The 25,838-nt window shown below is 62.6% G+C and carries 21 protein-coding genes; 9 read left to right on the top strand and 12 right to left on the bottom strand.

Translation table 11 applies throughout. The features are described 5' to 3' along the window. Window positions 1–13 precede the first annotated feature (13 nt). From AC6JA3_RS11425 to AC6JA3_RS11410, 4 genes are all read right to left on the bottom strand, one after another. On the bottom strand, window positions 14–1,411 hold the full coding sequence (locus AC6JA3_RS11425) for a TrkH family potassium uptake protein (protein WP_035760652.1): 1,398 nt from the start codon (window positions 1,409–1,411) through the stop codon (window positions 14–16). A gap of 453 nt (window positions 1,412–1,864) precedes the next feature. Then, window positions 1,865–3,274 (bottom strand): MFS transporter, encoded by a 1,410-nt coding sequence (locus AC6JA3_RS11420; RefSeq protein ID WP_026540516.1) that lies wholly within the window; start codon window positions 3,272–3,274, stop codon window positions 1,865–1,867. A 601-nt stretch (window positions 3,275–3,875) separates the two neighbouring features. After that, on the bottom strand, window positions 3,876–6,092 hold the full coding sequence (locus AC6JA3_RS11415; RefSeq protein WP_026540517.1) for a catalase: 2,217 nt from the start codon (window positions 6,090–6,092) through the stop codon (window positions 3,876–3,878). 159 nt (window positions 6,093–6,251) lie between these two features. Further along, entirely contained in the window at window positions 6,252–7,136 is an 885-nt protein-coding gene (locus AC6JA3_RS11410) for an aldo/keto reductase (RefSeq protein ID WP_026540518.1), read from the bottom strand. Between the two features lie 166 nt (window positions 7,137–7,302). Between AC6JA3_RS11410 and AC6JA3_RS11405 the strand changes: the two genes are divergently transcribed. After that, window positions 7,303–8,184, top strand: coding sequence for a helix-turn-helix transcriptional regulator (locus AC6JA3_RS11405; RefSeq protein WP_026540519.1), 882 nt, complete (start codon window positions 7,303–7,305; stop codon window positions 8,182–8,184). 174 nt (window positions 8,185–8,358) lie between these two features. Here the strand turns inward: AC6JA3_RS11405 and AC6JA3_RS11400 are convergent, their stop codons facing one another. The 4 genes from AC6JA3_RS11400 to pdxR all read right to left on the bottom strand — a co-directional run bounded on the left by AC6JA3_RS11400 (window position 8,359) and on the right by pdxR (window position 11,873). Continuing rightward, the gene (locus AC6JA3_RS11400) at window positions 8,359–9,126 is read right to left on the bottom strand and encodes an SCO1664 family protein (protein ID WP_026540520.1); all 768 of its coding nucleotides are present in this window, start codon (window positions 9,124–9,126) and stop codon (window positions 8,359–8,361) included. Then, entirely contained in the window at window positions 9,126–9,680 is a 555-nt protein-coding gene (locus AC6JA3_RS11395) for a DUF3090 domain-containing protein (RefSeq protein ID WP_026540521.1), read from the bottom strand. The genes AC6JA3_RS11400 and AC6JA3_RS11395 overlap by 1 nt, the downstream gene beginning before the upstream one ends. 18 nt (window positions 9,681–9,698) lie before the next feature. Further along, complete coding sequence (locus AC6JA3_RS11390; RefSeq protein WP_026540522.1) at window positions 9,699–10,397, bottom strand: histidine phosphatase family protein; 699 nt, start codon at window positions 10,395–10,397, stop codon at window positions 9,699–9,701. Window positions 10,398–10,463: 66 nt separating this feature from the next. Continuing rightward, window positions 10,464–11,873 carry a MocR-like pyridoxine biosynthesis transcription factor PdxR gene (gene pdxR, locus AC6JA3_RS11385; RefSeq protein WP_026540523.1) on the bottom strand — a complete coding sequence of 470 codons (1,410 nt, stop codon included), beginning with the start codon at window positions 11,871–11,873 and terminating at the stop codon, window positions 10,464–10,466. A gap of 114 nt (window positions 11,874–11,987) precedes the next feature. Here pdxR and AC6JA3_RS11380 point away from each other — a divergent pair, with 114 nt between their 5' ends. Both AC6JA3_RS11380 and AC6JA3_RS11375 read left to right on the top strand, forming a co-directional pair. Continuing rightward, entirely contained in the window at window positions 11,988–12,875 is an 888-nt protein-coding gene (locus AC6JA3_RS11380) for a dihydrodipicolinate synthase family protein (protein ID WP_026540524.1), read from the top strand. A 60-nt stretch (window positions 12,876–12,935) separates the two neighbouring features. Next, window positions 12,936–14,153 (top strand): MFS transporter, encoded by a 1,218-nt coding sequence (locus tag AC6JA3_RS11375; protein ID WP_051421521.1) that lies wholly within the window; start codon window positions 12,936–12,938, stop codon window positions 14,151–14,153. A 24-nt stretch (window positions 14,154–14,177) separates the two neighbouring features. Here AC6JA3_RS11375 and AC6JA3_RS11370 read toward each other — a convergent pair whose 3' ends face one another. The 3 genes from AC6JA3_RS11370 to AC6JA3_RS11360 are packed head-to-tail and all read right to left on the bottom strand — an operon-like array spanning window position 14,178 to window position 18,059. Then, window positions 14,178–15,554, bottom strand: a complete 1,377-nt coding sequence (locus AC6JA3_RS11370; RefSeq protein WP_238324869.1) for an aspartate ammonia-lyase — start codon at window positions 15,552–15,554, stop codon at window positions 14,178–14,180. Window positions 15,555–15,592: 38 nt separating this feature from the next. Continuing rightward, entirely contained in the window at window positions 15,593–17,020 is a 1,428-nt protein-coding gene (locus AC6JA3_RS11365) for an aldehyde dehydrogenase family protein (protein WP_081733281.1), read from the bottom strand. Beyond that, entirely contained in the window at window positions 17,013–18,059 is a 1,047-nt protein-coding gene (locus AC6JA3_RS11360) for a homoserine dehydrogenase (protein WP_026540527.1), read from the bottom strand. Before AC6JA3_RS11360 ends, AC6JA3_RS11365 begins: the two co-directional genes overlap by 8 nt. A 286-nt stretch (window positions 18,060–18,345) precedes the next feature. Here AC6JA3_RS11360 and AC6JA3_RS11355 point away from each other — a divergent pair, with 286 nt between their 5' ends. Both AC6JA3_RS11355 and AC6JA3_RS11350 read left to right on the top strand, forming a co-directional pair. Next, complete coding sequence (locus AC6JA3_RS11355; RefSeq protein WP_081733282.1) at window positions 18,346–19,122, top strand: ANTAR domain-containing protein; 777 nt, start codon at window positions 18,346–18,348, stop codon at window positions 19,120–19,122. Window positions 19,123–19,220: 98 nt separating this feature from the next. Continuing rightward, window positions 19,221–20,255 carry an AAA family ATPase gene (locus AC6JA3_RS11350; protein ID WP_026540529.1) on the top strand — a complete coding sequence of 345 codons (1,035 nt, stop codon included), beginning with the start codon at window positions 19,221–19,223 and terminating at the stop codon, window positions 20,253–20,255. Window positions 20,256–20,261: 6 nt separating this feature from the next. Here AC6JA3_RS11350 and AC6JA3_RS11345 read toward each other — a convergent pair whose 3' ends face one another. Continuing rightward, window positions 20,262–21,290 (bottom strand): DUF808 domain-containing protein, encoded by a 1,029-nt coding sequence (locus AC6JA3_RS11345; protein ID WP_026540530.1) that lies wholly within the window; start codon window positions 21,288–21,290, stop codon window positions 20,262–20,264. A 207-nt stretch (window positions 21,291–21,497) separates the two neighbouring features. On the opposite strand from AC6JA3_RS11345, the gene AC6JA3_RS11340 reads away from it, so the two are divergent. The 4 genes from AC6JA3_RS11340 (at window position 21,498) to AC6JA3_RS11325 (ending at window position 25,837) form a co-directional block, all read left to right on the top strand. Continuing rightward, window positions 21,498–21,626, top strand: coding sequence for a hypothetical protein (locus tag AC6JA3_RS11340; RefSeq protein ID WP_263422089.1), 129 nt, complete (start codon window positions 21,498–21,500; stop codon window positions 21,624–21,626). 166 nt (window positions 21,627–21,792) lie between these two features. Continuing rightward, window positions 21,793–22,863: a LacI family DNA-binding transcriptional regulator gene (locus AC6JA3_RS11335; protein WP_026540531.1), complete on the top strand. Its 1,071-nt coding sequence runs from the start codon at window positions 21,793–21,795 to the stop codon at window positions 22,861–22,863. A gap of 80 nt (window positions 22,864–22,943) precedes the next feature. After that, window positions 22,944–24,617, top strand: a complete 1,674-nt coding sequence (locus AC6JA3_RS11330; protein WP_026540532.1) for an ABC transporter substrate-binding protein — start codon at window positions 22,944–22,946, stop codon at window positions 24,615–24,617. 242 nt (window positions 24,618–24,859) lie between these two features. Beyond that, entirely contained in the window at window positions 24,860–25,837 is a 978-nt protein-coding gene (locus tag AC6JA3_RS11325) for an ABC transporter permease (RefSeq protein WP_026540533.1), read from the top strand. The last annotated feature ends 1 nt before the right edge of the window (window position 25,838 follow it).

Here is a 25,838-nt window from a genome sequence, read left to right as displayed (position 1 = left end):
GTCCATTCCCGGATCAGCCGATAATTGGCCGTTCTTCGGGAAGCATGAAATGCCTTGGCCGGGAAGCGAGGGCAATGGCTGAAGCCACGGTGATGGTGCCGATGCGCCCAGTAAACATCAGGGCCATCAGCACCCACTCCGCGGTTGGAGGCAGGTTGTAGGTTATTCCAGTGCTCAGGCCAACAGTTCCGAACGCGGAGATGGATTCAAAAAGCACTTTCTCCAAGCTGTAGTCGGTGGTCATGAGGAGCAGCATGGTCCCTAAAATCACCGCTCCTACGCCGAGCAGGGCGACAGTGAGAGCCTGGCGTTGCGTGGAGGAGCTTATGGACCGGTGCGCAATGGTTACTTGCTCGCGTCCACGGATCTCGTTCCAAATTGCAAAAGCCAGAACCAGGAACGTAGTGATCTTGATACCGCCGGCGGTTCCTGCGCTGCCGCCGCCAATGAACATGAGGACGTTGGTGACCATGAGTGTTTCCGGGGTTGCGGCCCCGTAATCGATGCTGTTGAAACCCGCTGTCCTGGGAAACACTCCACCCGCCAACGAGCCCAGGACTTTTCCGCCGAAACCCATCGACCCCAAAGTCTCGGGTCGGTTCCATTCAAAGGCCGCGAACAATGCGATACCCACTGCCAGAAGCAACAATGATCCGTAAACGGTCAGGCGAAGGTGGATGGTCCAGTTCTTGAACCTCAGACGGTCCCTGCCCAGTTGGATGATCACAGGGAAGCCCAGCCCGCCGGCAACGATGGCTGCGCAAATCGGGACTATGATCCACGGATCTTCTGCGAACCCGATGAGGTTATCGCTATAGAGGGCAAAGCCTGCGTTATTAAATGCGGAGACGGCGTGGAAAACGCCGTGCCACACTGCTGCGCCAGGGTTGTCGTCATAGGCGATCCAAAAGCGTACCGTCAGGACGATGGCTGTGAGGGCTTCAAAGTAGGCCATGATCTTCAGCACCCTGAACAGCACGGTCTTGACGTCACCGAAGTTCAGGGTGTGGGTTTCCGATTGGGCCACGAGCTGGCCTCGAAGCCCGATGGTCTTGCGCACGAACAACGCCAGAAGGGTTGCCAGGGACATGATCCCGAAGCCTCCCACCTGAATCAGTGCCAGGATCACCACGTGGCCGAATGGGGTCCAGAAAGTTGCTGTATCAACGGTGATGAGTCCAGTGACGCAAACAGCTGAAACCGCGGTGAAGAACGCGGTGGTAATGATGTCTTCGGCCTCCCCTGTCCGCGAGATGGGCAGCATCAGGATTCCAGCGCCGAGGACGATCACTGCCAGGAACGCCATTGGCACTGAACGGACCGGGTGCAGAAGGGAAGCCTTGAGACGTTCTCCTTCGTTGGCCAGAACCCGCAACACAGGGCTGAGCTGGGTGGTGGAGCGCTCTGTCATGCCGGTCCGTCCTGGCTGGGGCCAAGGAGCGTCGCGGTGTTCCCTGAACCCTTTCCAGGCTCTGCATCGGCCGGAGCCGCGAGCGACCTCGTCAACGTCGTCACCGTGTACCTTTCCGCACGGCACATCCGCACTTCTTTCCGTGCGAAATCTAGCAGCGAACGCGCCGCCACGGGCGGAAAAGGCGAATACCTTGACGAATCCTTAACGCCGCGGTGCACGTCATTCACATACGTCGCACGACGGCGGTGCGGGGCCAGTTGCCGGGGCACAGGCGCCGAAGCCGTCTGCCACCTCAGCTCCGATCAGACTGACATGGTCGCCCGGGTGGCCCCTGGGCGCGCTTGGCAACCTGAGGGCCGGCTTTGAGCAGTTTGCTGCTGATGTGAAGGCTGAGGCTGAGGAGGGCAGTTGACCGGGCCTGCTATGGCCGGGGAGCAGTTTCCTACCGGTTTAGTGGGAGAAATCTGCTGAGATCTCGGCGAGGGTGCGACCCTTTGTTTCGGGAGCGAGCCACTGGGAAAGCAGTGCGCCGAGCAACGCGACGGCCGCGGCTACCACCATGCTTGGTCCCATCCCGATGTTGCTGATCGCCCAAGGCAGGGCGAAGGTACCAAGCGCGGCTCCGATGCGGCTGAAGGCGGCAGAGAAGCCCATGCCTATGCCACGCAGGTGGCCGGGGAATACCTCGGCGGGATACACCTGGGTCATGGTGGTGTAGCCGGCATTGAAGAAGGAGAAGGCGAGGAACAATACGAGCACCAGGATCGCAGGTGCGTCCGCCCAGAGTCCAATGACCAGCAATATGCCTGCGCAGAGCCATTGCCCTGGCACAGTCAGGATTCGGCGTCCGAGCTTGTCAATCAGGAGCACGGTGGTGACGACACCCGCGGCAGCAAGTGCGGAGAGCCCGACTCCACCCGTCCAGCCGCCTCCGAAGCCGAATTCATTGAGCACGTCGTCGGCGAAGGTCGCGATCGCGAAGTACGGGGTGACCGCGCAGAACCAAAAACCTGCAGTGAAGAGGGTGGTTCGCCAGTACTGCTTCGAGAACAGCATTCCGATGGAGGCGCCCTTGATTTTGGTCCTGCTCTTCGCGGCCTGGGCCTCCTGGACCATCCTCAAGTTGATCTCCTCGGTGATGCTGTCATGCATCTCAGGGGATTCAACATATCGGCGGGCGATAGCGAGTGCTTCTTCACGCCGCCCTTTGGTAATGAGCCAACTCGGCGATTCGGGCAGCCCCAAGCGGGCGATGAACAAAACGAGTGCCAGTATCGTGCTCGTGCCGATGACCAGGCGCCATGGGATGCCTGCATCGTGCAGGAGCGTGCCAATGATGAATGCCATCATGAAACCGACGTACCAGGCGATCAGGGTCAGTCCGAGCAAGCGCCCACGGAGTTTTGGCGGCGAGAACTCTGAGAGCAATGGGCCGCCAATTGAGTACTCGCCGCCGATTGCGACGCCCATAAGGAACCGGATGGCAGCCAACTGGATTACAGCCCCGTCTCCGGAGGTTACGAAGAACTGGGCTCCTGAAGCAACCAGGAACAGGCCCATGTCCAAGAGGAACATGGGCTTGCGCCCGAATTTGTCAGTAGCCCAGCCGGCCAGCGGGGAGCCGACGAAGATACCAACCAGTGGTCCTGCGGCGATCATGCCCAAAGACAGTGCGTCCAGCTGAAGCTCTGACCGCATGGGCCCGGTGACGGGTCCAATGATTCCGAGGATGTAGCCGTCAAGGAACATTCCGCCGATGAAAACAGCCACAAGCCGCACCATAAAGCGGCGCTTGAACTTGGAGCTGGTCTCCGGCGTGGAGGTGTCGACGGGATCCGTCGTCCTGGTTGGATGAATCATTGAGATCTATTCCCTTCTGGCTTCAGTGGAAACCACTGACGGCACCAGAGTGCTGTTCCCTGGACGGACGGATGGTCGGACAGCCGGAGCCCTCTTGGGAGCGCTGGACGATGCCGGCTGGCTTGATGCCAACTGGCCGCGCAGGACCCGCGAAACGATCTCGGCGTCGTCATGTATCACTGATCTCCAGTACGGACCCGCAAGACCTTGGATCCGGCACCCTCGTGCCGACCCATCCAAGCAACCACAATTTGGTCGCCCGGATGTGACATATGACTCATATATCAGAACTCTAAGCGTAGGTTCCCTCTCGGTCAAGGGCTTAACAACGAAAGGCTGCCGGGGCGCGGCAGCTGTAAGCGGCTGATGAATCGAGGGAAGTGCCGCGCTGTGCCCGCTGCGTTCGGAAGCAAAGCCAACCCCACGGCGTCGTTCCACTCGTGCTGCCGGGCATGATCTGGACGCAGAGCGACCGCCGCTTCGTGCGCCTTTAAACACAGCCGACCAGGGGCCCTCCGCTGCAAGATGCGGCAGAAGGACACTGGTCGGCTGGCTCATGGGGAGGGTTAGGCAGCTAGGCGGCTGCCGGGCCGGCCTACCCTCAGGCTGACACTGCGGGGAACCGTTCCCATACGCGGTGGGCGGAGAGCAGGCCCGTCAACTCCTGGATGACACCCTCTACCTTCTTGCCGGAGACGATGCCCGGAGCATCCGCGGGGATGCCTGCGGCCTTCAATGCAGCTGAATTGCTGTCCAGGGTCGCAATTGCTTTTGCGTGGCGGAACGCCTCCGTCAGCAGCAACACCGCCCGCGGATCCAACGCATCCCCGGGAGCGGCGGCCTTGGCGTCCAGCCCCGGGGCGGCATCAGGCGCCACAGTGCCGGGCGTGGCGACCAGCACTGCATCAAACTCAGTTGAACGTGCGGTGAGATAAGTACGCTGAACGGGGACCCCGCCGTCGTTCCCCGATCCAAGGAAGCCACCCGCCGGAGCGATGACCAGCGGGACGATGCCCTCGGCGTCCAACGCCTGCCGTGCAGCCTCGACGGCGACAAGATCGCTTCCCTCGTCGGCAAGGATCCCCACGATCCGACCGGCAACAGGCCACTTCTTGCCAACCTGGGACAGGGAAGGGCTGGGCTTGGACTCCTGGACCTGTTCGCTCGGCGAGGGGGCCGGCAGGCCAAGGCCCTTGGCCACAGCCGCGCACAGCCGCGCATCCACGTTGGCCAAGGCTGCGAGCTGCCGTTCGCGGACGGACGTCTCGTAGCACTTGCCCAGTTCGAACGTGTAGGCCTGGATGACGTGGTCTTGTTCCACGGGGGTCAGGCTGCGGAAGAAGAGCCCCACCTGGCTGTAGTGGTCATCGAAGGAAACCGGGTTTCTGCGCTCCTTGATGGAGGCGGCCAGTTCTTCGGGGACGTCGATGAATGCGCCCATATCCTGTCCGGCGAGGAAAGGGCAGCCGCCGTCGAGCGAGTTCGGGTGGTAGGGAGCAACCCCGGCGTGGACGGCTTGCTGGTGCATGCCGTCCCGCAACATGTCGTTGACAGGCGCCTGCGGCCGGTTGATGGGGATCTGCCCGAAGTTGGGGCCGCCGAGCCGCGAAATCTGGGTGTCCAGGTAGGAGAACAGGCGTACCTGCAGCAGGGGATCATTGGTGACATCGATCCCGGGAACCAGATGGCCGGGGTGGAAAGCCACTTGTTCGGTTTCGGCGAAGTAGTTGGTGGGGTTTGCATTGAGCGTCATGAGGCCGATGGGCTGTACCGGCGCGAGTTCCTCCGGTACGAACTTGGTGGGGTCCAGCAAGTCAATGCCTTCAAACATCTGGTCTTCGGTGTCCGGGAACGTCTGGACGCCGAGCTCCCACTCCGGGTAGGCGCCGGCCTCGATGGCGTCGGCAAGGTCCCTGCGGTGGAAGTCCGGATCCATGCCATTGATGATCTGGGCTTCTTCCCATACCAGTGAATGCACGCCCTGCTTTGGCTTCCAGTGGAACTTCACCAAAGTGGTGGCGCCTTCGGCGTTGACGAACCGGAACGTGTGTACGCCAAAACCTTCCATCGTCCGGAAGGAACGGGGGATTCCGCGGTCGGACATGTTCCACATGGTGTGCGCCTGGGCCTCGGTGTGGAGCGAGACAAAGTCCCAGAATGTGTCGTGCGCACTCTGTGCCTGCGGAATCTCACGATCCGGATGGGGCTTGGCCGCATGCACGATGTCAGGGAACTTGATGCCGTCCTGAACAAAGAAGACGGGAATGTTGTTGCCTACCAGGTCATAAGTGCCCTCGTCGGTATAGAACTTTGTAGAGAACCCGCGGGTATCGCGCACGGTATCGGCAGAACCCCGGGATCCCAGGACGGTGGAAAACCGAACGAACACCGGAGTCTCAGCATCTTTGGCCAGGAAGCCTGCGCGTGTGATGTTGGCTGCAGTGCCGTAGGAACGGAAAACACCGTGGGCGCCGGCGCCACGGGCATGGACTACCCGCTCCGGGATGCGTTCGTGGTCAAAGTGGGTGATCTTTTCCCGCAGGTGGTGATCCTGCAGCAGGATGGGCCCGCGCGGGCCGGCCTTCAGGGAATGGTCGGTATCTTGAAGGCGAAGCCCCTGGGCCGTTGTGAGGTACTGGCCGGACTGGGCGCGTGCGGTGGCCGGCGCCCCGGTGGGGCTTCCAGTGGGGGAGACCGCCTCAGGTCCGCGCTGATCCGGCTTGGGCGGAAGGGGCTCCCTGGGGGTTGTAGGTTCTTCCACGCTGGCAGGTTCGCTTGCCGGGGCGCCGGGGATCTGGATGCTGTGCTTTTCTGGCATGAGTCTCTCTCCTCAGGGTGGGCGAAACCAGCGGGCCTCGGCTGATCCGCAACTTACTAAGCATGCTTAGCATGTTCTGTACCCTAGGGAACGTTTTCCAAGACTGCAAGTTACTTGGGTACGTTCCGGAGACATCCGGCAGGTCGGCGGCTTGGGCCTTCACGCTTCGGGAATGACCATGGCAAAGCGTTCTTCGCGGGCTTCGTCCGGGTCGGGGCCGCTCCGCATACCGCTGTCGAGCGCGTCGATGATGCCTAGTTCCGGTTCTGAAAGCTCGAAACCGAAGACATCGAAGTTCTCGGCGATCCGGCCCGGGTTGGTGGACTTTGGGATGGCTGACCGGCCCTGCTGCAAGTGCCAGCGAAGCATCACTTGGGCCGGGGTCTTTCCATGGGCCTGGCCGATGCCGGCAACTGCGGGATCCTGCATGACGTTCCTGCGGTCCTCGCCGCCCCAGCCCGGGTAGAAGGTGATTCCACCGATGGGCGACCACGCCTGCGTGAGGATCCCTTGCTCTTCATCGGCTTCCTGGACGTCCGGTTGGGTGAAGTAGGGGTGCAGTTCAATCTGGTTGACAGCGGGGACCACCTCGGCAGCGGCGAGAAGTTGACTCAGGTGGTGTGGCATGAAGTTGCTGACACCGATCGCCCTGACGCGTCCGTCAGCGAGCAAGTGCTCAAGCGCCTTGTAAGCGGAGATTGTCTTCTCGAACCGGTCCGGAGCGGGCTGGTGAAGGATGAAGAGGTCCAGATAGTCCACACCGAGTTTGCCGACTGCCTTGTCCCAGGCATGCAGGGTCTGGTCGTAGCCATAGTCGCTGACCCACACCTTGGTCTCGATGAAGACCTCCGAACGGTTCAGGCCTGAATTGCGTATGCCTTCCCCGACTTCCCGTTCATTTCCGTAGGCGGCGGCGGTGTCGATATGGCGGTAGCCAGTGGCCAGTGCGGACTCGACGGCCGCCGTCGTGTCCGCAGGGGCGCTTTGGAAGACGCCGAGCCCTATGGCCGGCATGGTGATTCCGTTGTTGAGCGTGACATCCATGGGGATCCCTCTCCTTTGTGGCTTGTGCATCAGTTCCCAGTGAACACCAGGGCCCGATTCCCAGGGAGTGCACGTCAGTACCCCCTTGAACAAGCTACGTGCTCCGGTCCTCACGGGTATTGCCAGTGCCTCCCTGGGCCCAGCGGCCGGGCGTAGCGTTGAGTCCATGACACTTAGCGAGGATGTGCGGAAATTCCTGACGTCGCGCCGTTCAAGGATCACCCCTGAGGAAGCCGGCCTGCCGGCCTATGGTGGGAACCGGCGCGTCAGTGGCCTGCGTCGCGAGGAGGTGGCGATGCTCGCCGGGATGAGCATCGACTACTACATCCGCCTTGAACGCGGAAACCTCTCCGGTGCTTCCGACAGCGTTCTGGAAGCGCTGGGACGGGCGTTAAAGCTGGACGACGCCGAATTGGCGCACCTTTTCGATCTCGCCCGGGCTTCCGGTGCTGTACCCCGTGTTCGGCGCAGGCGCAGTCCCCAGGCTGTTCGTCCAAGTGTCCAACGAGTCCTCGATGCCATCACGGCCGCACCTGCCTGGGTGCGGAACGACCGTGGTGACGTTTTGGCCGCCAATGATCTTGGCAGTGCGCTGTATATGGAGTTGATGGCTGAAGAAACCACGCCGCCCAACAGTGCCCGTTTCACGTTCCTGAACCCGAAGGCACGGGAGTTCTTCGCCGACTGGGAACGTGCGGCAGATGACATAGTGGCTGTCCTGCGGTCCACGGCAGGGAAAAACCCTTATGACAAGGACCTCACGGACCTGATCGGTGAACTTTCCACCCGGAGCGGGGAATTCCGGACCCGTTGGGCCCGGCATGACGTCAAGTACCACCGAACCGGTCGGAAGCGGCTCCATCATTCGATCGTGGGGGACTTGGACCTGACTTTCGAAGCGCTCGAGCTGGCAGCGGATCCGGGGCTGCGCATCAACATCTACACGGCAGATCCCGGCACGCCATCAGAAGACGCATTGAAAGTCCTCGCCAGTTGGGCCGCGACCAGGCAGAGCACCACGGGCGCTGCCGTGAAGCAAGCGAAGTGAGTCCTGCGCAGTAGACGGCGCCGTTATCCCGTGGGCCAAGGGACACCCTTGAGGAGCGAAGTTCTGATCGGGTTGCCGAGCCTGCCCGCCCAAGCCGGGGACCGGCGTCGTGCGTCACTTAAAGCACGACGCCGGCGGGCGCGGTTTGCGCTGTCCGTGGCCCCAGGCTGCACCTTAGAAAAGGGGCCACGGTACCGCAGGCATGCCGCCGCTCGGCGCAGGGAACCGGGCGGTTGAGCGCAGCCGAACGCAGCGGGCGGTCAGAGAGGCGATTTCTTCAGCGGTGATCAACTCCGCAAGGTCACGGCCCAGCCCGCCATCCAGTGCTTCGGTGAGGCGATCAACGCCGTCGATTTCCCCGGTGTTAAGCGGCTCTCCCAACCAGCCCCACAGCACGGTGCGCAGCTTGTGCTCCTGGTGGAAGGTCAGCCCGTGATCCACCCCATGCCGATGACCGTCCGCCATGGCCAGAATGTGGTCGCCCTTGCGGTCGGCGTTGTTGACCAGCATGTCAAAGACCGCCATGCGCCTCAGCGCGGGAGAGTCCTCATGGATGAGGGAGACCATCCGCCCGTTCTCATCCTGCCCTTCGAGAACGTGTTTCCACCCAGTCTCAGGTGCTTGTTCAGTCGCCACGAGGTCGACTGCCTGTTGGGCAGGGTCTTGCTCCTGCCAGAGTTGGACCATGCCCTCGCCCAACGGCCCATCGCGCAGCCAGGTGCGTGGCACGATGTTCCAACCCAGCACCTCCGAAACCAGGTAGGCTGCCACTTCCCGTTGCGCCAGGCTTCCATGCGGGAAATCCCACAAGGGACTTTCGCCTGCCACCGGCTTATAGACCACGGCGACCTCGCCGATGCTGCCCAGGAAAGTGGCGTTCGAAGCCGTGGTGATCCGGCCAGTGAGCGTCAGCTCGGCGGTGTCCAGGTCCGGCGCCGGCATCAGGCCTCGGGGAGGGTGCAGCTGTGCCCTTCGGCGTCCATGGGGTAACCGCACAGTGGGCAAGTGGGGCGCCCGGCTCCCACAATCTCACGGGTCCGCTTGGCGAAGGCGCGGGCTGTGCCTACCGGCATGCGTACCAGCAGCATCTCGGATTCGTTCGCGCCGTCCTCGTCAAAGGCTTCTTCATTGTCCTCGGCATCGAGATCGGCGATGGGGTAGGCCTCAACGACAACCTGTGCGGTGGTGGGATCCCAGCCCAGGCTCATGGCTCCGGCACGGAACTGCTCTTCAACGGCTTCAAGGGGGTCGTTGTCCACGAGCTCGATGGGGGTCCCTGTCGGCACGCTGAACGGGTTGCCTTGAACTGTAATGAGCTGGTCGAGTATTTCGTCGATTTTCTCTGCGAGCTGGGCCGACTGCTGCTTCTCCATGGCAATACTGACGATCTGTTTTCCCGCACGTACCTGCAGGTAGAACGTCCGGGACCCTGGGAGGCCAATGGTGCCAACTACAACCCGGTCAGGCCAGGCAAACTCGTGAACACGTGTAGGCATGTCAGTATTTTAGGCACATCAGGTTCGCTCCGCGTTCTGCCCTGCTCCGCCTCCCACCGGAGCATCGCCGGAATGGATGCCGTTGGACAGCCATGAGAGGTCGCCGGCGTCGGTGTTGGTCGCGTGGACGCTAGGCCGGTCACGGCCGTAACGGACAATCGACACGGAGGCGGGGCCAACATTGATGCGCTGGAAAAGGTCCAGGTGCATGCCGAGGGCATCGGCGAGGACCGACTTTATGACGTCACCGTGACTCACCGCAACCCACACGGCTCCCGGGCCGTGCTCAGCTTCGAAGGCAGCGTCGTGGCGTCGAACCGCGGCCACCGCCCTGGCCTGCATCCCGGCCATGGATTCACCACCGGGAAACACGACGGCGGATGGTTGCGTTTGCACCACGGGCCACAGGTCCTCGGTTGCGAGGTCACTGAGCGAGCGGCCCTGCCACTGGCCGTAATCGCACTCGGTGAGGTCGGCTTCGAGGGGCGCGTGAGGCGAACCGGCCTGGTGGTCAAGGATGAGTTGGGCGGTCTCCTGGCAGCGCTCCAGCGGGCTCGAAATCACTCCCACCAACGGTACGGCTGCGAGCCTGCCTGCTGTCACGGCAGCCTGTTCGAGCCCGGTTTTGTCCAGCCTGATGCCCGCGGCCCTGCCTGCCAGCAGTCCGGTGGCATTGGCTGTGGTGCGGCCGTGCCGCACGAGGATAACTGTGGCCATGCACCCAGCCTAGTCATCCCGAAGGTGGTGTTCTGACCAACCCCAATCCCCGCCAAGCCACCCACATCAGTGCATTGGCTCTTCCTGTCCTCCGATGAGGCTCGACAAAATCGCCAGGGCTTTGGAAAGCTGGAGGTCGGTGACGGCACCGTAACCAAGGACCAGGCCATTCCCGGGCCTGCGGTCGGCATAATATCCGGCCAGGGGGACCACCAGGATTCCCCGTGCCAGGGCCGTGGCGGCAACTTCTGTCGCCTCGGGTTCCTGGAACCGCACCACTGCATGCAGTCCGCCATCCAAAGCTGAGATCTCAAGGTCCTTCCGGTTGCCCAGCCGCTCGATGATGAGGGCCCTGCGGTGCGCGTATTCACGTCTTGCCCGTGTGATGTGACGGGAAAGGCCTCCCCCTTTGATGTAGTGGGCAATTGCTGACTGCAGCACTCCGGCCACCGGGGTGTCCAGGGCTTGGCGGGTTGCTTTCAGCCGTCTGCCGGCATCGCCCCGAACCACCAAATAGCCGCAGCGCAACCACGGACTGAGGTTCTTGGAAAACGTTCCCAACAGGACGACGTCGGCAGTGCTCGGGAGGGAGGCAACAGCGGGGAGGGGCATGCGACTGTGCCGGAATTCGCTGTCGTAGTCGTCTTCGAGCACAAGCACACCGTGCCGGCCGGCCCACGCGAGCAACTCTATTCTCTCCTGGACAGCCATCCTGCCGCCCAAGGGGTATTGGTGGCTGGGAGTTACCAGGACTGCGTCCGGTATGTGCTCCAAGGCCTCCAGCTGTGAGCCTTTCAGGCCGTCTTCGTCCACGGGAAGTGTTACCAGCTCCGCGCCTGAAGCCTCCATGACCCGGCGCGCAGTGGGGTAGCCGGGGTCCTCAACCAGCACACGTGGCCGCAGGCCTCCGTGCCGGAGCATGGCAACCACCAGGTGCAGCGCATCGCTGGTGCCGCCGGTGATGATGACATCGTCGGGATCGACAACAAGGCCCCTGGAGACGGCCAGGTGGTCAGCAACCGCAACACGGAGCTCCGGTGTTCCTTGTGCCGGTGGGAGCTGGACCTTCACCTGCTCCGTTACGGCCGCCTTCCATGCGCTGCGCCATTGGCGGTCCTGGAAAGGTGATCCGGAGGGTCGGCCGGGCGTCAGGTCAATGACCTCGCTTCGGGGTGGGGGAGTGGACGGCCGATTCCCTTCCAAGGGGCGGGTGTTGATATCCGGACGGATGGCTACTTTGGTCCCGCCTGCGCCATTGCTGACCAGGAACCCCTCGCCGGAGAGTTGTTCGAAGGCTCGTACCACCACTCCGCGCGAGATACCGAGCTCCGTCGCGAGCCTTCGAGTGGCAGGAAGCGTATCTTCCGGCTGCAGGACGCCATCGAGTATAGCGGCCCGTAGTTGGCTGGCCACTTGGGCCGCAAGGGACGTGACGCTGTTCCTGTCCAGCTCGATGGGTATTTCGGCTTCACTCATTTGGACCTCCAGACTCTTACATTCTTGGACCTAGTGTAGGACCAAGACCCTTGGCAGCATGGACAGTGATACCCCAAGCGCTGCGTTCTTGCAGCACGACGAAAGCAGGAAGCAGTGTTCAACGGCCTCAGCGCTTTTCCGCTCACTCCCATGGACGGCGAAAGCGTGGACCTCAATGCCCTCGACAAACTGGTGAACCGTGCCGCGCAAGCCGGAGTTGATTCGCTGGGGGTTCTCGGTTCAACGGGGAATTATGCCTACCTCTCCCGAGACGAACGCAGGGAAGTCCTGGAAGTCGCAGTGGAAGCTTCCAACGGCGTTCCGGTCCTTGCCGGAATCGGTGCTGTTCGCACCAGGGACGTACTGATGCTGGCCGGTGATGCCCAGGCCGCCGGAGCGTCCGCATTGCTGCTGGCCCCTGTGTCCTATCAGAGGCTGTCCGATGCAGAGGTATTCGGACTCTTCCAAACCGTGGCGGCACAGTCCGATCTTCCCGTTGTTGTCTACGAGAACCCCGGCACCACCGGATTCACCTTCAGCGCTGCCTTGCACAGTGAGATTGCCAAACTTCCGGGGATTGCCTCCATCAAGATCCCGCCGCCGGCGACCGGTGACGTTGCGTCCACAGTTTCCAGGCTCAAGGCCGGCTTGCCGGACCAAACATCAGTGGGTATCAGCGGCGACTGGATCGCTGCGGAAGCCCTGCTGGCCGGATGCAATGTTTGGTACTCGGTGATCGCCGGGGTGTTGCCGCACCAAGCACGGACCCTCGCCGATCATGCTCTCGCGGGCAGGCGTGAGGCGGCCATGCGCGCCTCCGCGGATCTCGAACCCCTGTGGTCCCTCTTCCGCACCTATGGAAGCCTTCGCGTGGTTGCAGCCCTCGCCGAGGATCTTGGTGTGGTGCCGTCCTCCACTTTGCCGCTGCCCCTCCGGGGGTTGGACGCCGAGGGGCGGAACAAGGTGGCGGATGCCATCCGTGAATGCGGCTTGGAGGCCTAGGAGTTGGTCCGGAACGAGTCTTCCCAGGAAAAGACGGGCAGCAACGGGGGGAGTGCCGGAGTGACCCTGGCCGGGAGAACCCGGCACGCCGGGACGGAGCGCCCAGGCTCCCCGGGTGGCCTTGCCCGTTATGTCCTCGCCGCCACCCTTGCACGCAGTTCCGATGGTGGAGCTGTTGTAGCAATCGTCCTGCTGGCAACCACCAGCGGTTCACCAGGGTGGCTGGCTGGAATATTGGGCGGATGCATTACTGCGCCACATCTTTTCGGCCCGCTGATAGCCCGGGTCCTCGATACCGCCAGGGATGGCAGGGCAGTGATCGCCTGGGCGTGTGTCATCCATGGCGTGACACTGGCTGCAGCTGTCCTCCTTTTCCCGCTGACTCCGCCCCTCATCCCGGCGATGCTGCTCATTGCCTCCGGCTTGGTGGGTCCCCTACTGACAGGAGGCATCAGCAGCAGGTTGGCAGCCATCGCCGGCCCCGGAAGGACCAGCCAGCGGCGTGCCCAAGGCTGGGATGTAGCCACGTACGGCATCAGTGGAACGATCGGGCCGTCGCTGGTTGCGGCAGTCTCGGCTTGGGCCAATCCGGCAACTGCAGCGTTGATTCTCGCCGGCTTTACCTTCGTGGCGGCTGCCGTCGTCAAGCTGTTGCCCTCTTCGCCTCCGGCTGCTGTTGCTTCCGAGGTTCCCCGGCCCGGCCGGACTTTGCTGATGATGATCTCCAGCGGACCCCTCCGACGCACCCTCTACATGACAGTGGTGGTGGCCATGTCAGTGGCGGCCCTGCCGATCACCGCGGTTGCTTCCACCGGCGGGCTGGGCGTCGTTCCGGCGGCGGCAGGCCTGCTGACTGCTGCCTACGGACTTGGTGCACTCCTGGGATCAGCCGGGGTCATGATCCGGCCGCTGAGAACCGATGCGGATCCCTTGATGACGTGGTTGGCTGCGGCAGTAGGGATTGCCTTGTGCGGTGCAGCCCTGGCAGGGACATTTCCGACGGCGGTTGCAGCCTTTGCCTGCGCCGGCGTACTGAACTCGTACTTTTTCGCAGCCACTTTGGCGGCGCGCAGCGAGTACGCGCCACCGGCCGTCCGCGGTCAGGTATTCGTCTGGATCGGCGCCCTGAAGATCACTGCCGGATCAGCCGGCACGGCCTTGGCTGGAGCACTCATCGCCCCTGCAGCCACGCTTCCTTTGTATCTGGCGTCCGGTGTTGTCATCCTTGCCGTGGTGACCTCGCTCCTGGACCGGGGCCGGGAGCGTTCTGCAGCCTGACATCCCCCTCCAGCCCGGGGGGCCCTATCCTGGGGTGCCTGGGGTGGGCTGCCCTGTGTCGCCGCTTTGGGGTCCCACCAGCGCCTCGACTTGTTCAGGCAGGAGCAGGCCTTCGCTGACGGCGATGTCCAGAACACTTTGCCCTGAAGCGAGGGCCTTATGGGAGATCGCCGCTGCCACGGCGTAGCCCAGCAGCGGGAGCAGTGCTGTGGCCTGTGCCGTGGAGGCCCTTGACCGGGAGCGCAGCAGAGCCTCGTTTGCCTCAATGCCCTCGACGCAGAGGTCCCGCAGTACGTCTGTGCCGTTGGTCAGCCAACTTAGTGATTGCAGCAGGGCGTGGGCGATGACAGGTTCGAAGGCGTTGAGCTGAAGCTGCCCGTTGTCGGCAGCCATGGTGACGGTGAGGTCGGCCCCGGCCACGAAGAAGGCAATCTGGTTGACCACCTCCGGGATCACCGGGTTGACCTTGCCGGGCATGATCGAGGAACCTGCCTGGCGTGGGGGCAACCGGATTTCGCCCAAGCCCGTTTGCGGTCCGCTGGAAAGCAGACGCAGGTCGCTGCAGATTTTGGAGAGTTTGATGGCGGTGCGTTTGAGCGTTCCGGAGAACGTCATGAAGGCGCCGGTGTCCCACGTTGCTTCGACGAAGTCATGGGCCCGGACCAACTGCACTCCACTCACCGCCGAGAGCTGGTCGATGACGCGCTCAACATACAGCGGATCAGCAGTGATTCCGGTCCCTATGGCAGTGGCCCCCAGGCTGCACTCGAGCAGGAGTCCAGCCGCTTCCCGGAGGCGCTTTTGGTCTTCCTCCAGCGTGACGGAGAAGGCGGTGAACTCCTGGCCAAGGGTCATCGGCACCGCATCCTGGAGTTGCGTGCGACCCACCTTCGGGATGGCGGCGAAGGCCTGGCCCCGTTCGGCAAACGCTGCCGAAAGCAGGTCAAGACGTTCCAACAAGTCCTCCAGCCCGAACACCAGGGCCAAGCGGACCGCCGTCGGATAGACGTCATTGGTGGACTGGCACTTGTTGACATGCCCGATCGGGTCCACCAGCTCGTAGGAGCCACGTGGATGGCCCAGGGCTTCCAAGGCGAGGTTGGCGATGACCTCGTTGGCATTCATGTTGGTGGATGTTCCGGCACCGCCTTGGATGACGTCCACGGGGAAAGCGTGGTCGACCTCGCCCGAGGCAACCGTGTCGCAGACTGCAACGATTGCCTCCCCGATGTCCGTCGGGATCAAGCCGAGCTCGGTGTTGGTCAGCGCAGCAGCCTTTTTCACAAGCGCCAGGGCCCGGATGAGGTGCCGGTGGGTCCCGAGTTGGATGCCGCTGATGGGGAAGTTGAGGATGGCGCGTTCGGTGTGGATTCCCCATAACGCCGATTCCGGGACAGCCATGGAACCGAGGCTGTCGTGTTCGATTCTTATCCCGACGTTCATGAGGCGATCGCGATGACTTTGGGTTGGGTCATTTCCTCGTAAGCGAAGTGAACGCCTTCGCGGCCCATGCTGCCGTACTTGGAACCACCGAACGGCATGGCGTCGTGGCGGTAGTCGGAGGAGTCGTTGATCATCACGCCACCTGCGTCGATCGCCTTGGCGGTGGCCAGGGCCCGGCTCAGATCCTGGGTGAAGACCCCGGCTTGCAGGGCGTATTCGCTGTCGTTGGCCAGCTCGATGGCTTCCTCGGCGGTATCGAAGGGCTCCACCAAAACCACCGGTGCGAACAGTTCCTCGCTCCACGCCTCACAGCTGCGGGGCACCCCGGTCAGTACGGCAGGCGTCAATACAGCTCCGGCCAGATCGCCTCCGGTCAGCAGCTGGGCCCCGGCGGCCACGGCGTCTTCGATCTTGCGTTTGGCTTCGGCGGCGGAGGCTTTGCTGATCATGGGTCCTACGTCGGTGAGTTCGTTGCGGGGATCGCCGGTCTTCAGCGCCGCGGTTTGGGCGACGAAGTCCTGCACGAAGGCATCAAATACGGGGCGTTGGACAAGGAGCCGCTGGGCGCCGATGCAGTTTTGCCCTGCAGCCCAGAAGGAACCCGAAACGCAGGATTCGACGGCGGCAGGAAGGTCGGCGTCGTCGAAGACGATGACGGGTGCGTTGCCGCCAAGCTCCATGGACAGGCGCTTGAGGCCGGCGTTCGCCGCAATGGCGTGCCCGGTGGCGAAGCCGCCGGTGAAGGAGACCATGCGGACCAGTTTGGAGGAGATGATGGTTTGGGCCATCGTGCGATCGCCCAGAACCACGGTCACGAACTCTGCGGGCAGGCCGGCCTCGCGGAGCAGGTCCACCAGGAGGATGGCCGTCAAGGGTGTCAGTTGCGAGGGCTTGAGGATGACGGTGTTGCCGCCGGCAATCGCCGGTCCGAGCTTGTGCGCTACCAGGTTCAAGGCGTCGTTGTACGGCGTGATCGCGGCGATGAGTCCCAGTGGTTCGCGGGTGAACCATCCCTGCCGGTTTTCAGAACCGGCGAAGGAGTCAAACGGGACTACTTCTCCGACATTGCGGCGGGTTTCCGCCGCTGAGAGTTTGAGCGTGTTCACTGCGCGGGAGACTTCTTTGCGGGCCTGCTTGATGGTCTTACCGGCTTCGGCGACGATCAGTTCCGCGACTTTTTGGGATCGCTCCTGCAGGAGATCGGCGGCGGTGTCCAGGATCCTGCCGCGCTCATGCCGGGGCATGGCGGCTGCTGCCGGAGCGGCCGCAGCCGCGCGGATAAGTTCTACGCGGACGTCAGCGTCGGAGCACTGGTCCAAGGTGGCCAGGACGGTGCCGTCAAACTTGTTGTGCACCACCAGTTCCCGGGTTGTCACAGCGGTGGTGGCTTCGTTCGTTGTTTCGGCGACTGCTGTTTCAGGCACGGACGGCTCCTTTGGTGAATTCGTCGACGGCGATGATGTCCGAGATGAGGGCGTAGGCAGTTTCGACGCGACCGGCACCTGGGCCGGAAACGGTGACAGCACCGAGGAGGTCGGTGGTGAACGAGACGGCATTGGTGGCACCTGAAATGCCGGCCAGCGGGTGATCTGCCGGGAGGGCGATGGGCCGGACGGAAGCAGTGAGGCTGCCATCGCTCCCGCGGCGGGCTTCGCCGATCAGTTTCCAACGGAGGCCGCTGGCCAGGGCGTGGGCGACGTCCTCGCTGCTGACATCCTGGATGCCGGTGGTGTCCACATCGCCGGGCAAAATGGTGGCGCCGAGAAGTTCGTTGGCCAGGATGGCTACCTTGAGCCTGACGTCCGAGCCGCCAATGTCAGCGGTCGGGTCCGCTTCGGCGTAGCCGAGGTCCTGGGCTTCGGCGATGGCCTCGTCCAGTCCCAAGCCGGCCTCCATGCGGCCCAACACGTAGTTGCTGGTACCGTTCAGGATTCCCTGGACTGCAGTCACCTCAAGGCCTTCGAGCATCTTGTGTGCCAGCCGGATCACGGGCGTGCCGCTCATGACCGCGCCTTCATACTCGAAGCGGACACCGTTGCTTGCAGCAAGCCTGCTCAGCTCAGGGCCTCGGAGTGCCACAGGTCCCTTGTTGGTGGTGACGACGTGTTTGCCGGACTCGATGGCCCACTTCACATGCGAAACTGCCGGTTCGCCGTCGACCGGGCTGGTGAAGGTGGCCTCCACGATGATGTCGGCAGGGCTGTTCTTGATGACTTCCTCGTTGCGGGGGTCGGAGCTGCCGCCGGGGAGCCCGTCAAAGGAAGCTCCACGGGGCATGGCCAGAACGGCGGCAAGGTCGATGCCATCGCCTTGGACGAGGGAGCCAAAGGCAAGGTCAGTGATGGCTACGACCCGGAGCTCGAACCCGAGGGAAGCGAAGCGGCGCGGTTCGTCGCGGATCAGTTCAGCCAGGGCGCGGTTGACGCCTCCGAAACCGATCAGGGCCAGGTTGTAAGTAGTCACTTCGATCTCCTTTGTAGGGCGGTGATGCTGTCCTCCAAGCCTCCGTCCGGACGGCGTCAGTTACCTATGTCCGAATTGCCCGTCAAGGATGCCGATATGCCCAATCGGCGACATTCCGGTCAGTTTCCATGTATTGACTCCACAAAAGTGCCAGCGACCGCCAGTTGCCGGCGTAGAAGTGGAGTCACCCCCCGCCCCGGAAAGAAGGAAACCAGCCACCCCTTCGGGAACCGGCGAAAAGCGGCCACAATAGTGTCATTGCAATCAGCCGGAGGGTTCCAGAGCTATGAGCAAACTTCAGCAGACGAAGGCCCAAAACGTCACCACCGTCATTCCTGAGCGGGGCCCTGATCTTGGTTGCACCCTGCAGGACATGGTGTTGGACAGCCCAGACGTGGGGGAGTTTCTTTGCAATTTTTCCGCCCTGGCAGCGTCCAGGTTTTCAACCCCTGCAACCAAGGTCAGGTGCGGCGTTACCGTGGTCAGGCGGAAAAGAGGGGTTGTCGCGGCCAGCAGCGATGAACGGGCCAATCGCTTGGACACACTTCAGAACAGTTTTGGGGACGGGCCATGCCTGACTGCGCTGCGGGAGAGAACTGTCATGTACGTCCCTGACACCAGCGCCGAGACCCGCTGGCCCCAGTACATGGAGGCAGTGAGGGAGGAAGGCACGGGATCCATCTTGGCTGTTGCCCTGGAACTCGCCGGTGAAGCTGAAGCCGTAATGAACCTTTACTGTGATGCCACCGAGGGATTTTCCGAGCCCCGGATCCTGGCTGCTGGAGCTTTCGCCGAACACGGGGCTGTTTCGCTGAGGCTGGCTTTGAGGATCGCCCATCTCAAGCACGCCCGCGATGACCTGGCCTCGGCCATGCAGTACCGGACGGCCATTGACAACGCCGTGGGAATCGTCATGGCACAGAACCACTGCAGCCGGGAATCGGCATTCAGGGTCATCGCTGAAACCTCCAGTCACCGGAACATCAAAATCCATGACGTTGCGGCGGTCATTGTTGCCTCGATATCCGGCGAACAGAATGTCGCTGCCCACTTCGAGGACTAGGGCACTGCGCGCTGACCATTTCGCCGCCGGTGGACATCAGCATTTTCCTGTCCATGCAACCCAGGTCCTTGGGGTGGATCCGGTATTACAGTGGATGCATGGCTGCTAGCCGCAATCCGTTGGATGAGCTGAGGGAAACCATCGGCCATCTGGCCAATCAACTCAAGCTGACGGGTTCAGAACGCGTCGATGACCTGATGGGCGATCTGGTCGGTGCGCGCTCCGGTCCGGCCCGACCGTTGTCCGAAGTCCAGGCCGAGCTCGACGCTTTGGTGGGACTTGAGTCCGTGAAAGAACAGGTCAGGGCGCTGGTGGCACTGCTCCAGGTCCAGGCCCGTCGCAAGGCGCACGGCCTGCCGGAAGTTGCCACGTCCCAGCATCTTGTCTTCCTTGGAAACCCGGGCACCGGGAAGACCACCGTGGCGCGGCTGCTGGCGGAGATGTACCGCGCGGTGGGCTTGCTGCAGAAGGGCCACTTGGTCGAGGTGGACCGCTCGGGCCTTGTGGGCCAGTATGTCGGGGCCACTGCCATCAAGACGGACAGGGTGATCCGGCGTGCGCTGGACGGCGTCCTGTTCATCGATGAGGCCTACGCGCTGGCCCCGGAGGACGGCCGGATGGACTTCGGGCCCGAAGCCATTGAAGTCCTGCTTAAGCGGATGGAGGACCACCGCCACCGCTTGGTGGTGATCGTGGCCGGGTACCCCCGGCTGATGGAATCCTTCCTGCTCTCCAATCCCGGCTTGCGCTCCAGGTTCGCCCGCGAAATCACCTTTCCGGACTACTCCGTGGACGAACTCGAGACGATATTCCACCAAATGCTGGCCCAGCACCAATACACGCTGGAACCTGGAGGAGATCAGGTGCTGCGCCGTATCCTCGCGGGCCTCCACGCAGGCGAAGACTCCGGCAACGCCCGGTTTGCACGCACCTTGTTTGAGCAAGCGCTCAATCGCCAGGCGCTGAGGCTCTCCCTGGATGAAGGGCAAAGCCTCGACGCCCTCGATCGCGAGGCGGTGGTGACCCTTACCGGGGACGACGTCGTCGAGGCAGCGCTGGCCCTGGGTCAAGAGCCGGAGCCCGAAATTCCGCCGCAACCGCCGCAATCGCGCTGGTGGCGCTGGCTGGCCTGACCGGAATCAGGCCCGCTCCTCCTGGGCGTGGTCTTGTGCGGGCTGATGTCCGGAGATCGCGGCGCGCAGATCGCCTTCCTCGTGCTCTTCCTTGCCCTTTTTCCCCAGCGGAAGAACCTTGAGCAGCGGGTGCACGATCACCATGACGAGCAGACCCCAGATCGCGCCCAAGACAGCCGAGCACACCGTGTTTACCAGCCAGGCAAGGAAGCCGCCCACAACAGGGATTCCGGTGAAGGGCGATTCGAGGACATGGACGAGGTCGTACGGTCCATGCCAGCCGAGGTCGTGGGCACCCTGCAACATAATGTGGCCGCCGACCCACAGCATGGCGATGGTTCCCACCAAGGTGATCGTGGCCAGGACAGCGGGCATCCCCTTGACCAGAAGCCGGCCGAAACGCTGGGAGCCCTGGGAGTTTTTGGTGGTCAGGTGCAGTCCGATGTCGTCCATCTTGACGATGAGTCCCACTGCGCCATAGACAAGGACTGTGATGGCGATAGCGACCACCACCAGGATGAACGCCCGGACCCAGAGTGATTCCGTGGCGACCTCGTTCATGGCGATCACCATGATTTCGCAGGACAGGATGAAGTCGGTGGTAATGGCCCCCTTGGTCACCTTCGCCTCGGCTTCAGGGCCCCGCTGCACAGCAGGCGCCTTTTCGGCGTCAGCATGCCCGCGGAGTTTGTGCCAGACCTTTTCGGCGCCCTCGTAGCAGAGGTAGGTGCCACCCAGCATGAGGATGAACGGAATGATTCCGGGGATAAACGCACTTACCAGTAGCAGGGCCGGCAGGATGATGACCAGTTTGTTGCGCAGTGAGCCCCAGAAGATCTTTTTGATCATGGGAAGTTCGCGGGACGGATCCGCCCCGGACACGTACTGCGGGGTAACTGCGGCGTCGTCGATGACGACACCGGCGGCTTTGGCTCCGGCCTTGGCTGCTCCGGCTGCGATGTCGTCCACGGAGGCGGCCGCAATGCGGGCCAAGGCAGCTACGTCATCGAGCAGGGCGACGAGACCGCCGCTCACAGGGCTGCTCCGTCCAGGTCAGGAACGGATGGCTGGGTGTGGACAACTGGTACGAGGAGCATGAAAGGCATGCTCGGAGTATACGGTGGCCGGCGGATCGGGGAGTGGCCGTGACGCGCCTTGGCCTGCAGATCGGAATCCAAAATCAACTCTGGCACGGTTTGTTCATGACGGACGTCACTAACCGAGTCCGCCTATGCTGTCCCCATGACTTCCGATGAAGAAAAAGACCCGCCCGTACCCGCTGACGTTGAGGGCAAGATGCCTAAAAAGGTGCACGACACCGCGGACAAAGAGGCAAGCAAAGCAGCCAAGGACAAGCCCCGCGGAAGCTGACGCACCGAAGCCCTAAAGGGGTGTTGACAGACTCGAAGTAACGCGGGTAACCTAAGTCACATGCCCGGCAAGTAACGCGCGTTACCAACGACGCTTTACGCCAGGCTTCCCAGACAACGAAGGTCCGGGGCGAACATCCAGATCAGCGAAGACACCGGAGCATTCGATGGCGAAAAGCACCACCCCTGGCGACCCCGCAGCCATACGGCAGCGTGGGGTCACCATGAAGGACGTCGCCAACCATGCCGGCGTTTCCAGAACTGCTGTTTCCTTTGTGCTGAGCAACCGCGAAAACGCCAGCATCTCCGAGGAAACACGCAACCGCATCAACCACGCCGTGCAGGAGTTGGGCTACCGCCCCAATGCCGGTGCCCGGGCGCTGGCATCACAGCGCAGTGACTGGTACGGAATCGTGACGGAGATCGTCACCGCGCCCTTCGCCGTCGACATCATCAAAGGTGCCCAGGACCAAGCCTGGCTTGACCGCCGGTTCCTGCTCATCGCGCCCTCCGACCAGGCCGATGCCGTAGGACCCAACCAGGGCTTGGAAGATGCCGCCACTGAGAAGCTGTTGGAACAAAGAGTGGAGGGGCTTCTGTACGCAGCCACTTTCCACCGGGGCGTCCATGTTCCGGAGAGCGCCAATGAAGTACCAACCGTACTGATCAACTGTTTCGACGCCGACGGAAAGCTGCCCTCAATCGTCCCGGACGAGCGCGGGGGTGGCCGGGCGGCCGTAGAACGTTTGCTGCAAGCTGGTCACGAGAAGATCGGGGTCATCAATCTTGACCCCGTGATTCCCGCGGCAGTTGGGCGTTTGGAGGGTGCACGCGAAGCACTCGCCACCGCCGGACTGGAGTTGGACCCCGAGTTGGTGGTGTCCGGCTATGCAACGGCGGACGGTGGCTATGACGCCGCCTGCCAAATCCTTGACCACTATCCGCCACAGGACAGGCCTACGGCGCTGTTCTGCTTGAACGACCGTATGGCGATGGGTGCTTATGACGCCATCAAGGAACGGGGCCTGACCATCCCCGGGGACATCGCCGTGATCGGCTTCGACAACCAGGAACTTATTGCGGCCTACCTGAGGCCGAAATTGACCACGGTTGCGTTGCCCTTCGAAAAAATGGGCGCCCTGGGTGTCCAGACGCTCGCCGCTCTTACAGCAGGACAGCCGATCAACGCCGACCAGCAATTGGTCGACTGTCCGCTGCTAGAACGCTCTTCGGTCTGACCGCGAAATCAACGCCGAAGAGCCAACCCCTCACCCACCCCTTCACCTTGGACGATGAAGACAGGAAAGAGATAACCATCATGACACAACCCCGATACTTCCGGGCTGCCCGGATGACGGCGGCAAGCCTTGCCGTGGGCGCAATGCTGCTCACCGGCTGCACCGCCAACGTCACCAAGACCAGCACCTCCGACGCCGGAGCGAACGCCAGTGCCTTCCTCACCATTCCGCGGGAGGACATGGGCACGTTCGTGCAGAACTTCAACCCGTTCGCTCCCACCGTGAATCCCATGGTTCAGCAGTCCATTTACGAATCCCTCCTGGTTTTCAACCCGGCCAAGGGCGATACAGTGCCGTGGCTCGCCACTGAATGGGCCGCAGCAGAGGACGGCAAGTCCATCACCTTTACACTCCGGGACGGCGTGAAGTGGTCCGACGGCCAGCCTTTCGTGGCCGACGATGTTGCCTATACCTTCGAACTCCAGAAGAAGATCAAGGGCGGCTTCGACTATCTGGACACTGTCACGGCTGAAGGCAACAAGGTCACCTTCAACTTCAACAAGCCATGGTCGCCTGCCCTGTACGACGTCGGTCAGCTCACCATCTTGCCCAAGCACATCTGGTCCGCGTTGCCGGACCCCGAAAAGGACGCGAACGCCAAGCCGGTAGGCACGGGACCTTACACCGAGATTGACAGCTTCCAGGCCCAGTCCTTCGTGCTGACGAAGAACCCCCACTACTGGCAGCCGGAAAAGCAGAAGATCGCAGGCATCAAGATGCTTGCTTTCGCAGGCAACGACGGCGCCAACCTCGCCGCTGCCAACGGAGATGTGGACTGGGCTCCGCAGTACATCCCGAACATAGAAAAGACCTTCGTTTCCAAGGACAAGGAACACCGCCAGTACTGGTTCCCGGCTACCGGCGCCATGATCAACTGGCAGCTGAACACCACCAAAGCTCCGTTCAACGACGTTGATGTCCGCAAAGCACTGAGCATGGCCGTGGACCGTGACCAGGTCACCAAGATCGGCATGAGTGGCTACGCCAAGCCGGCGGACTGCACCGGACTCTCCGGCAACTATGAGAAGTGGAAGAACCCCGCAGTCAAGGACAGCTGCACGTGGACCAACCATGACGTCCAGAAGGCCAACGAGCTCCTGGACAAAGCGGGTTACCCCAAGGGTGCTGACGGGAAGCGCACTCTGAAGGACGGCAAGCCGTTCGAATTCAAGATCTCCGTGGGCGCAACGTCCTCGGACTGGCTCTCCGTAGCCAATGTCATCGCACAGAACCTGGCCGAAGTTGGCGTGACGGCCAAGGTGGAATCCCCGGACTGGGCGGCAGTGGTTGCCGGCTATGAGACAGGAGACTTCGACTCGGGCATTGTCTGGAGCGCGAACGACCCCAGCCCGTACAAGTACTTCAACACTTCCATGGGCACCGCCAGTGTGAAGCCGGTAGGCACCAAGACGTTCGATAACTACCACCGCTTTGGCGATCCCAAGGCCGACGTCCTCCTTGCCGACTTCGCCGCAGAGGCCGACGAGTCCAAGCAAAAGGACCTCGCCAACAAGCTGCAGGAAGAGTACAACGACGTCGCACCGCTGGTGCCGCTGTTCTCCGGCCCTGAATGGGGCGCCTTCAACGACACCCGCTTCACCGGATGGCCCACCGAAGAGAACCCCTACGCCACCCTCTCAGTGAAGTCGCCCACCACGGTCCTGGTTTTGACCACGCTGGAACCGCGCAAGTAGTCCCCACCGCCGCCCTCACCTCGCTGCGCTTCGGCCAGGGAACCCGGGCGGCGTGGGCCCATCCACCGCCGCCCTCACCTCGCTGCGCTTCGGCCAGGGAACCCGGGCGGCGTGGGCCCCTGCCACCGGGTCATCTACGGCCTGGCATTGCACGCCCGGCGGGTTGGCCGCTAACCGGCCAACCCGCCGGGCGTGCCCCCTTTCTTTCCGCACTTTCCGCAATTCCCGAATGGAGGGAAACCGTGCGCTTCATCCTGCGCCGCCTGGGTTTCTACCTGATCGCCTTCTGGGCATCCATCACCCTGAATTTCCTGCTTCCGCGGTTCATGCCCGGAGACCCCGTGTCCCGCATGTTTGCCCGCTCCCAGGACCGAATGCAGCCCGAACAAATCGAGGCCCTGCGAAAGCTGCTGGGTGTTGATGACCGGCCCATTTGGGAGCAATACATCAACTACATGCAGAACATCTTCACCGGGCAGATGGGTGTTTCCATTTCCCGTTTCCCCACGCCGGTTACCGAGGTCATCTCCTCGCAGATCGGATGGACGCTGTTGCTGGGCGGCACCGCGCTGGTGATTGCCGCCGTCGTGGGCAACCTGTTGGGGATCCTCGCTGCTTGGCGGCGCGGCGGCGCGATCGACTCGGCGCTTCCTCCATTGCTGGTTTTCATCGGCTCCTTCCCGTATTTCTGGCTGGCCATGGGTGCGCTGTACCTGTTCGGGGTGGTGCTGGGGTGGTTCCCGATCCGTCATGCCTTCACTGACGGTTTGGAACCTGCTTTCACTTGGGAGTTCATTGGCGACGTCGGTGCCCACCTTGTGCTGCCGGCGTTGACGATCGTGCTGGTTTCCATTGGCGGCTGGATGCTGGGCATGCGGAACACCATGATTGCCACGAACTCCGAGGACTACATCACCATGGCCGAGGCCAAGGGACTCCGTCCGGGACGAATCATGCTCCGCTACGCAGCACGCAACGCCATGCTGCCTTCAGTGACCAGCTTCGGCATGGGGCTGGGGTTTGTGGTGGGTGGTGCGCTGCTCACAGAGGTGGTTTTCGCCTACCCCGGTGTCGGCTACCAGCTGCTCAACGCCGTCCAGGGCCTTGACTATCCGCTCATGCAGGGCTTGTTCCTGACCATCACCGCCGCTGTGCTGCTTGCCAACTTCCTGGTGGACATCCTCTACGTCCGCCTCGACCCGCGCGTGCGCAGCAACTAGA

Source organism: Arthrobacter sp. TmtSoilC79 (assembly GCF_059739405.1).
The sequence above is the reverse complement of the archived record's forward strand: the minus strand, read 5'-3'. Positions and strand labels throughout refer to the sequence as shown.

Bases quoted from the DNA above. Each gene is read 5' to 3' on its own strand.
- AC6JA3_RS11405 (WP_026540519.1), top strand. From the start codon at position 7,303: ATGACACTTAGCGAGGATGTGCGGAAATTCCTGACGTCGCGCCGTTCA.
- AC6JA3_RS11340 (WP_263422089.1), top strand. From the start codon at position 21,498: ATGACTTCCGATGAAGAAAAAGACCCGCCCGTACCCGCTGACGTTGAG.
- AC6JA3_RS11330 (WP_026540532.1), top strand. From the start codon at position 22,944: ATGACACAACCCCGATACTTCCGGGCTGCCCGGATGACGGCGGCAAGC.
- AC6JA3_RS11420 (WP_026540516.1), bottom strand. From the start codon at position 3,274: ATGATTCATCCAACCAGGACGACGGATCCCGTCGACACCTCCACGCCG.
- AC6JA3_RS11400 (WP_026540520.1), bottom strand. From the start codon at position 9,126: ATGCCGGCGCCGGACCTGGACACCGCCGAGCTGACGCTCACTGGCCGG.
- AC6JA3_RS11335 (WP_026540531.1), top strand. From the start codon at position 21,793: ATGGCGAAAAGCACCACCCCTGGCGACCCCGCAGCCATACGGCAGCGT.
- AC6JA3_RS11425 (WP_035760652.1), bottom strand. From the start codon at position 1,411: ATGACAGAGCGCTCCACCACCCAGCTCAGCCCTGTGTTGCGGGTTCTG.
- AC6JA3_RS11350 (WP_026540529.1), top strand. From the start codon at position 19,221: ATGGCTGCTAGCCGCAATCCGTTGGATGAGCTGAGGGAAACCATCGGC.
- AC6JA3_RS11410 (WP_026540518.1), bottom strand. From the start codon at position 7,136: ATGGATGTCACGCTCAACAACGGAATCACCATGCCGGCCATAGGGCTC.
- AC6JA3_RS11395 (WP_026540521.1), bottom strand. From the start codon at position 9,680: ATGCCTACACGTGTTCACGAGTTTGCCTGGCCTGACCGGGTTGTAGTT.
- AC6JA3_RS11390 (WP_026540522.1), bottom strand. From the start codon at position 10,397: ATGGCCACAGTTATCCTCGTGCGGCACGGCCGCACCACAGCCAATGCC.
- pdxR (WP_026540523.1), bottom strand. From the start codon at position 11,873: ATGAGTGAAGCCGAAATACCCATCGAGCTGGACAGGAACAGCGTCACG.
- AC6JA3_RS11370 (WP_238324869.1), bottom strand. From the start codon at position 15,554: ATGGCTGTCCCGGAATCGGCGTTATGGGGAATCCACACCGAACGCGCC.
- AC6JA3_RS11415 (WP_026540517.1), bottom strand. From the start codon at position 6,092: ATGCCAGAAAAGCACAGCATCCAGATCCCCGGCGCCCCGGCAAGCGAA.
- AC6JA3_RS11355 (WP_081733282.1), top strand. From the start codon at position 18,346: ATGAGCAAACTTCAGCAGACGAAGGCCCAAAACGTCACCACCGTCATT.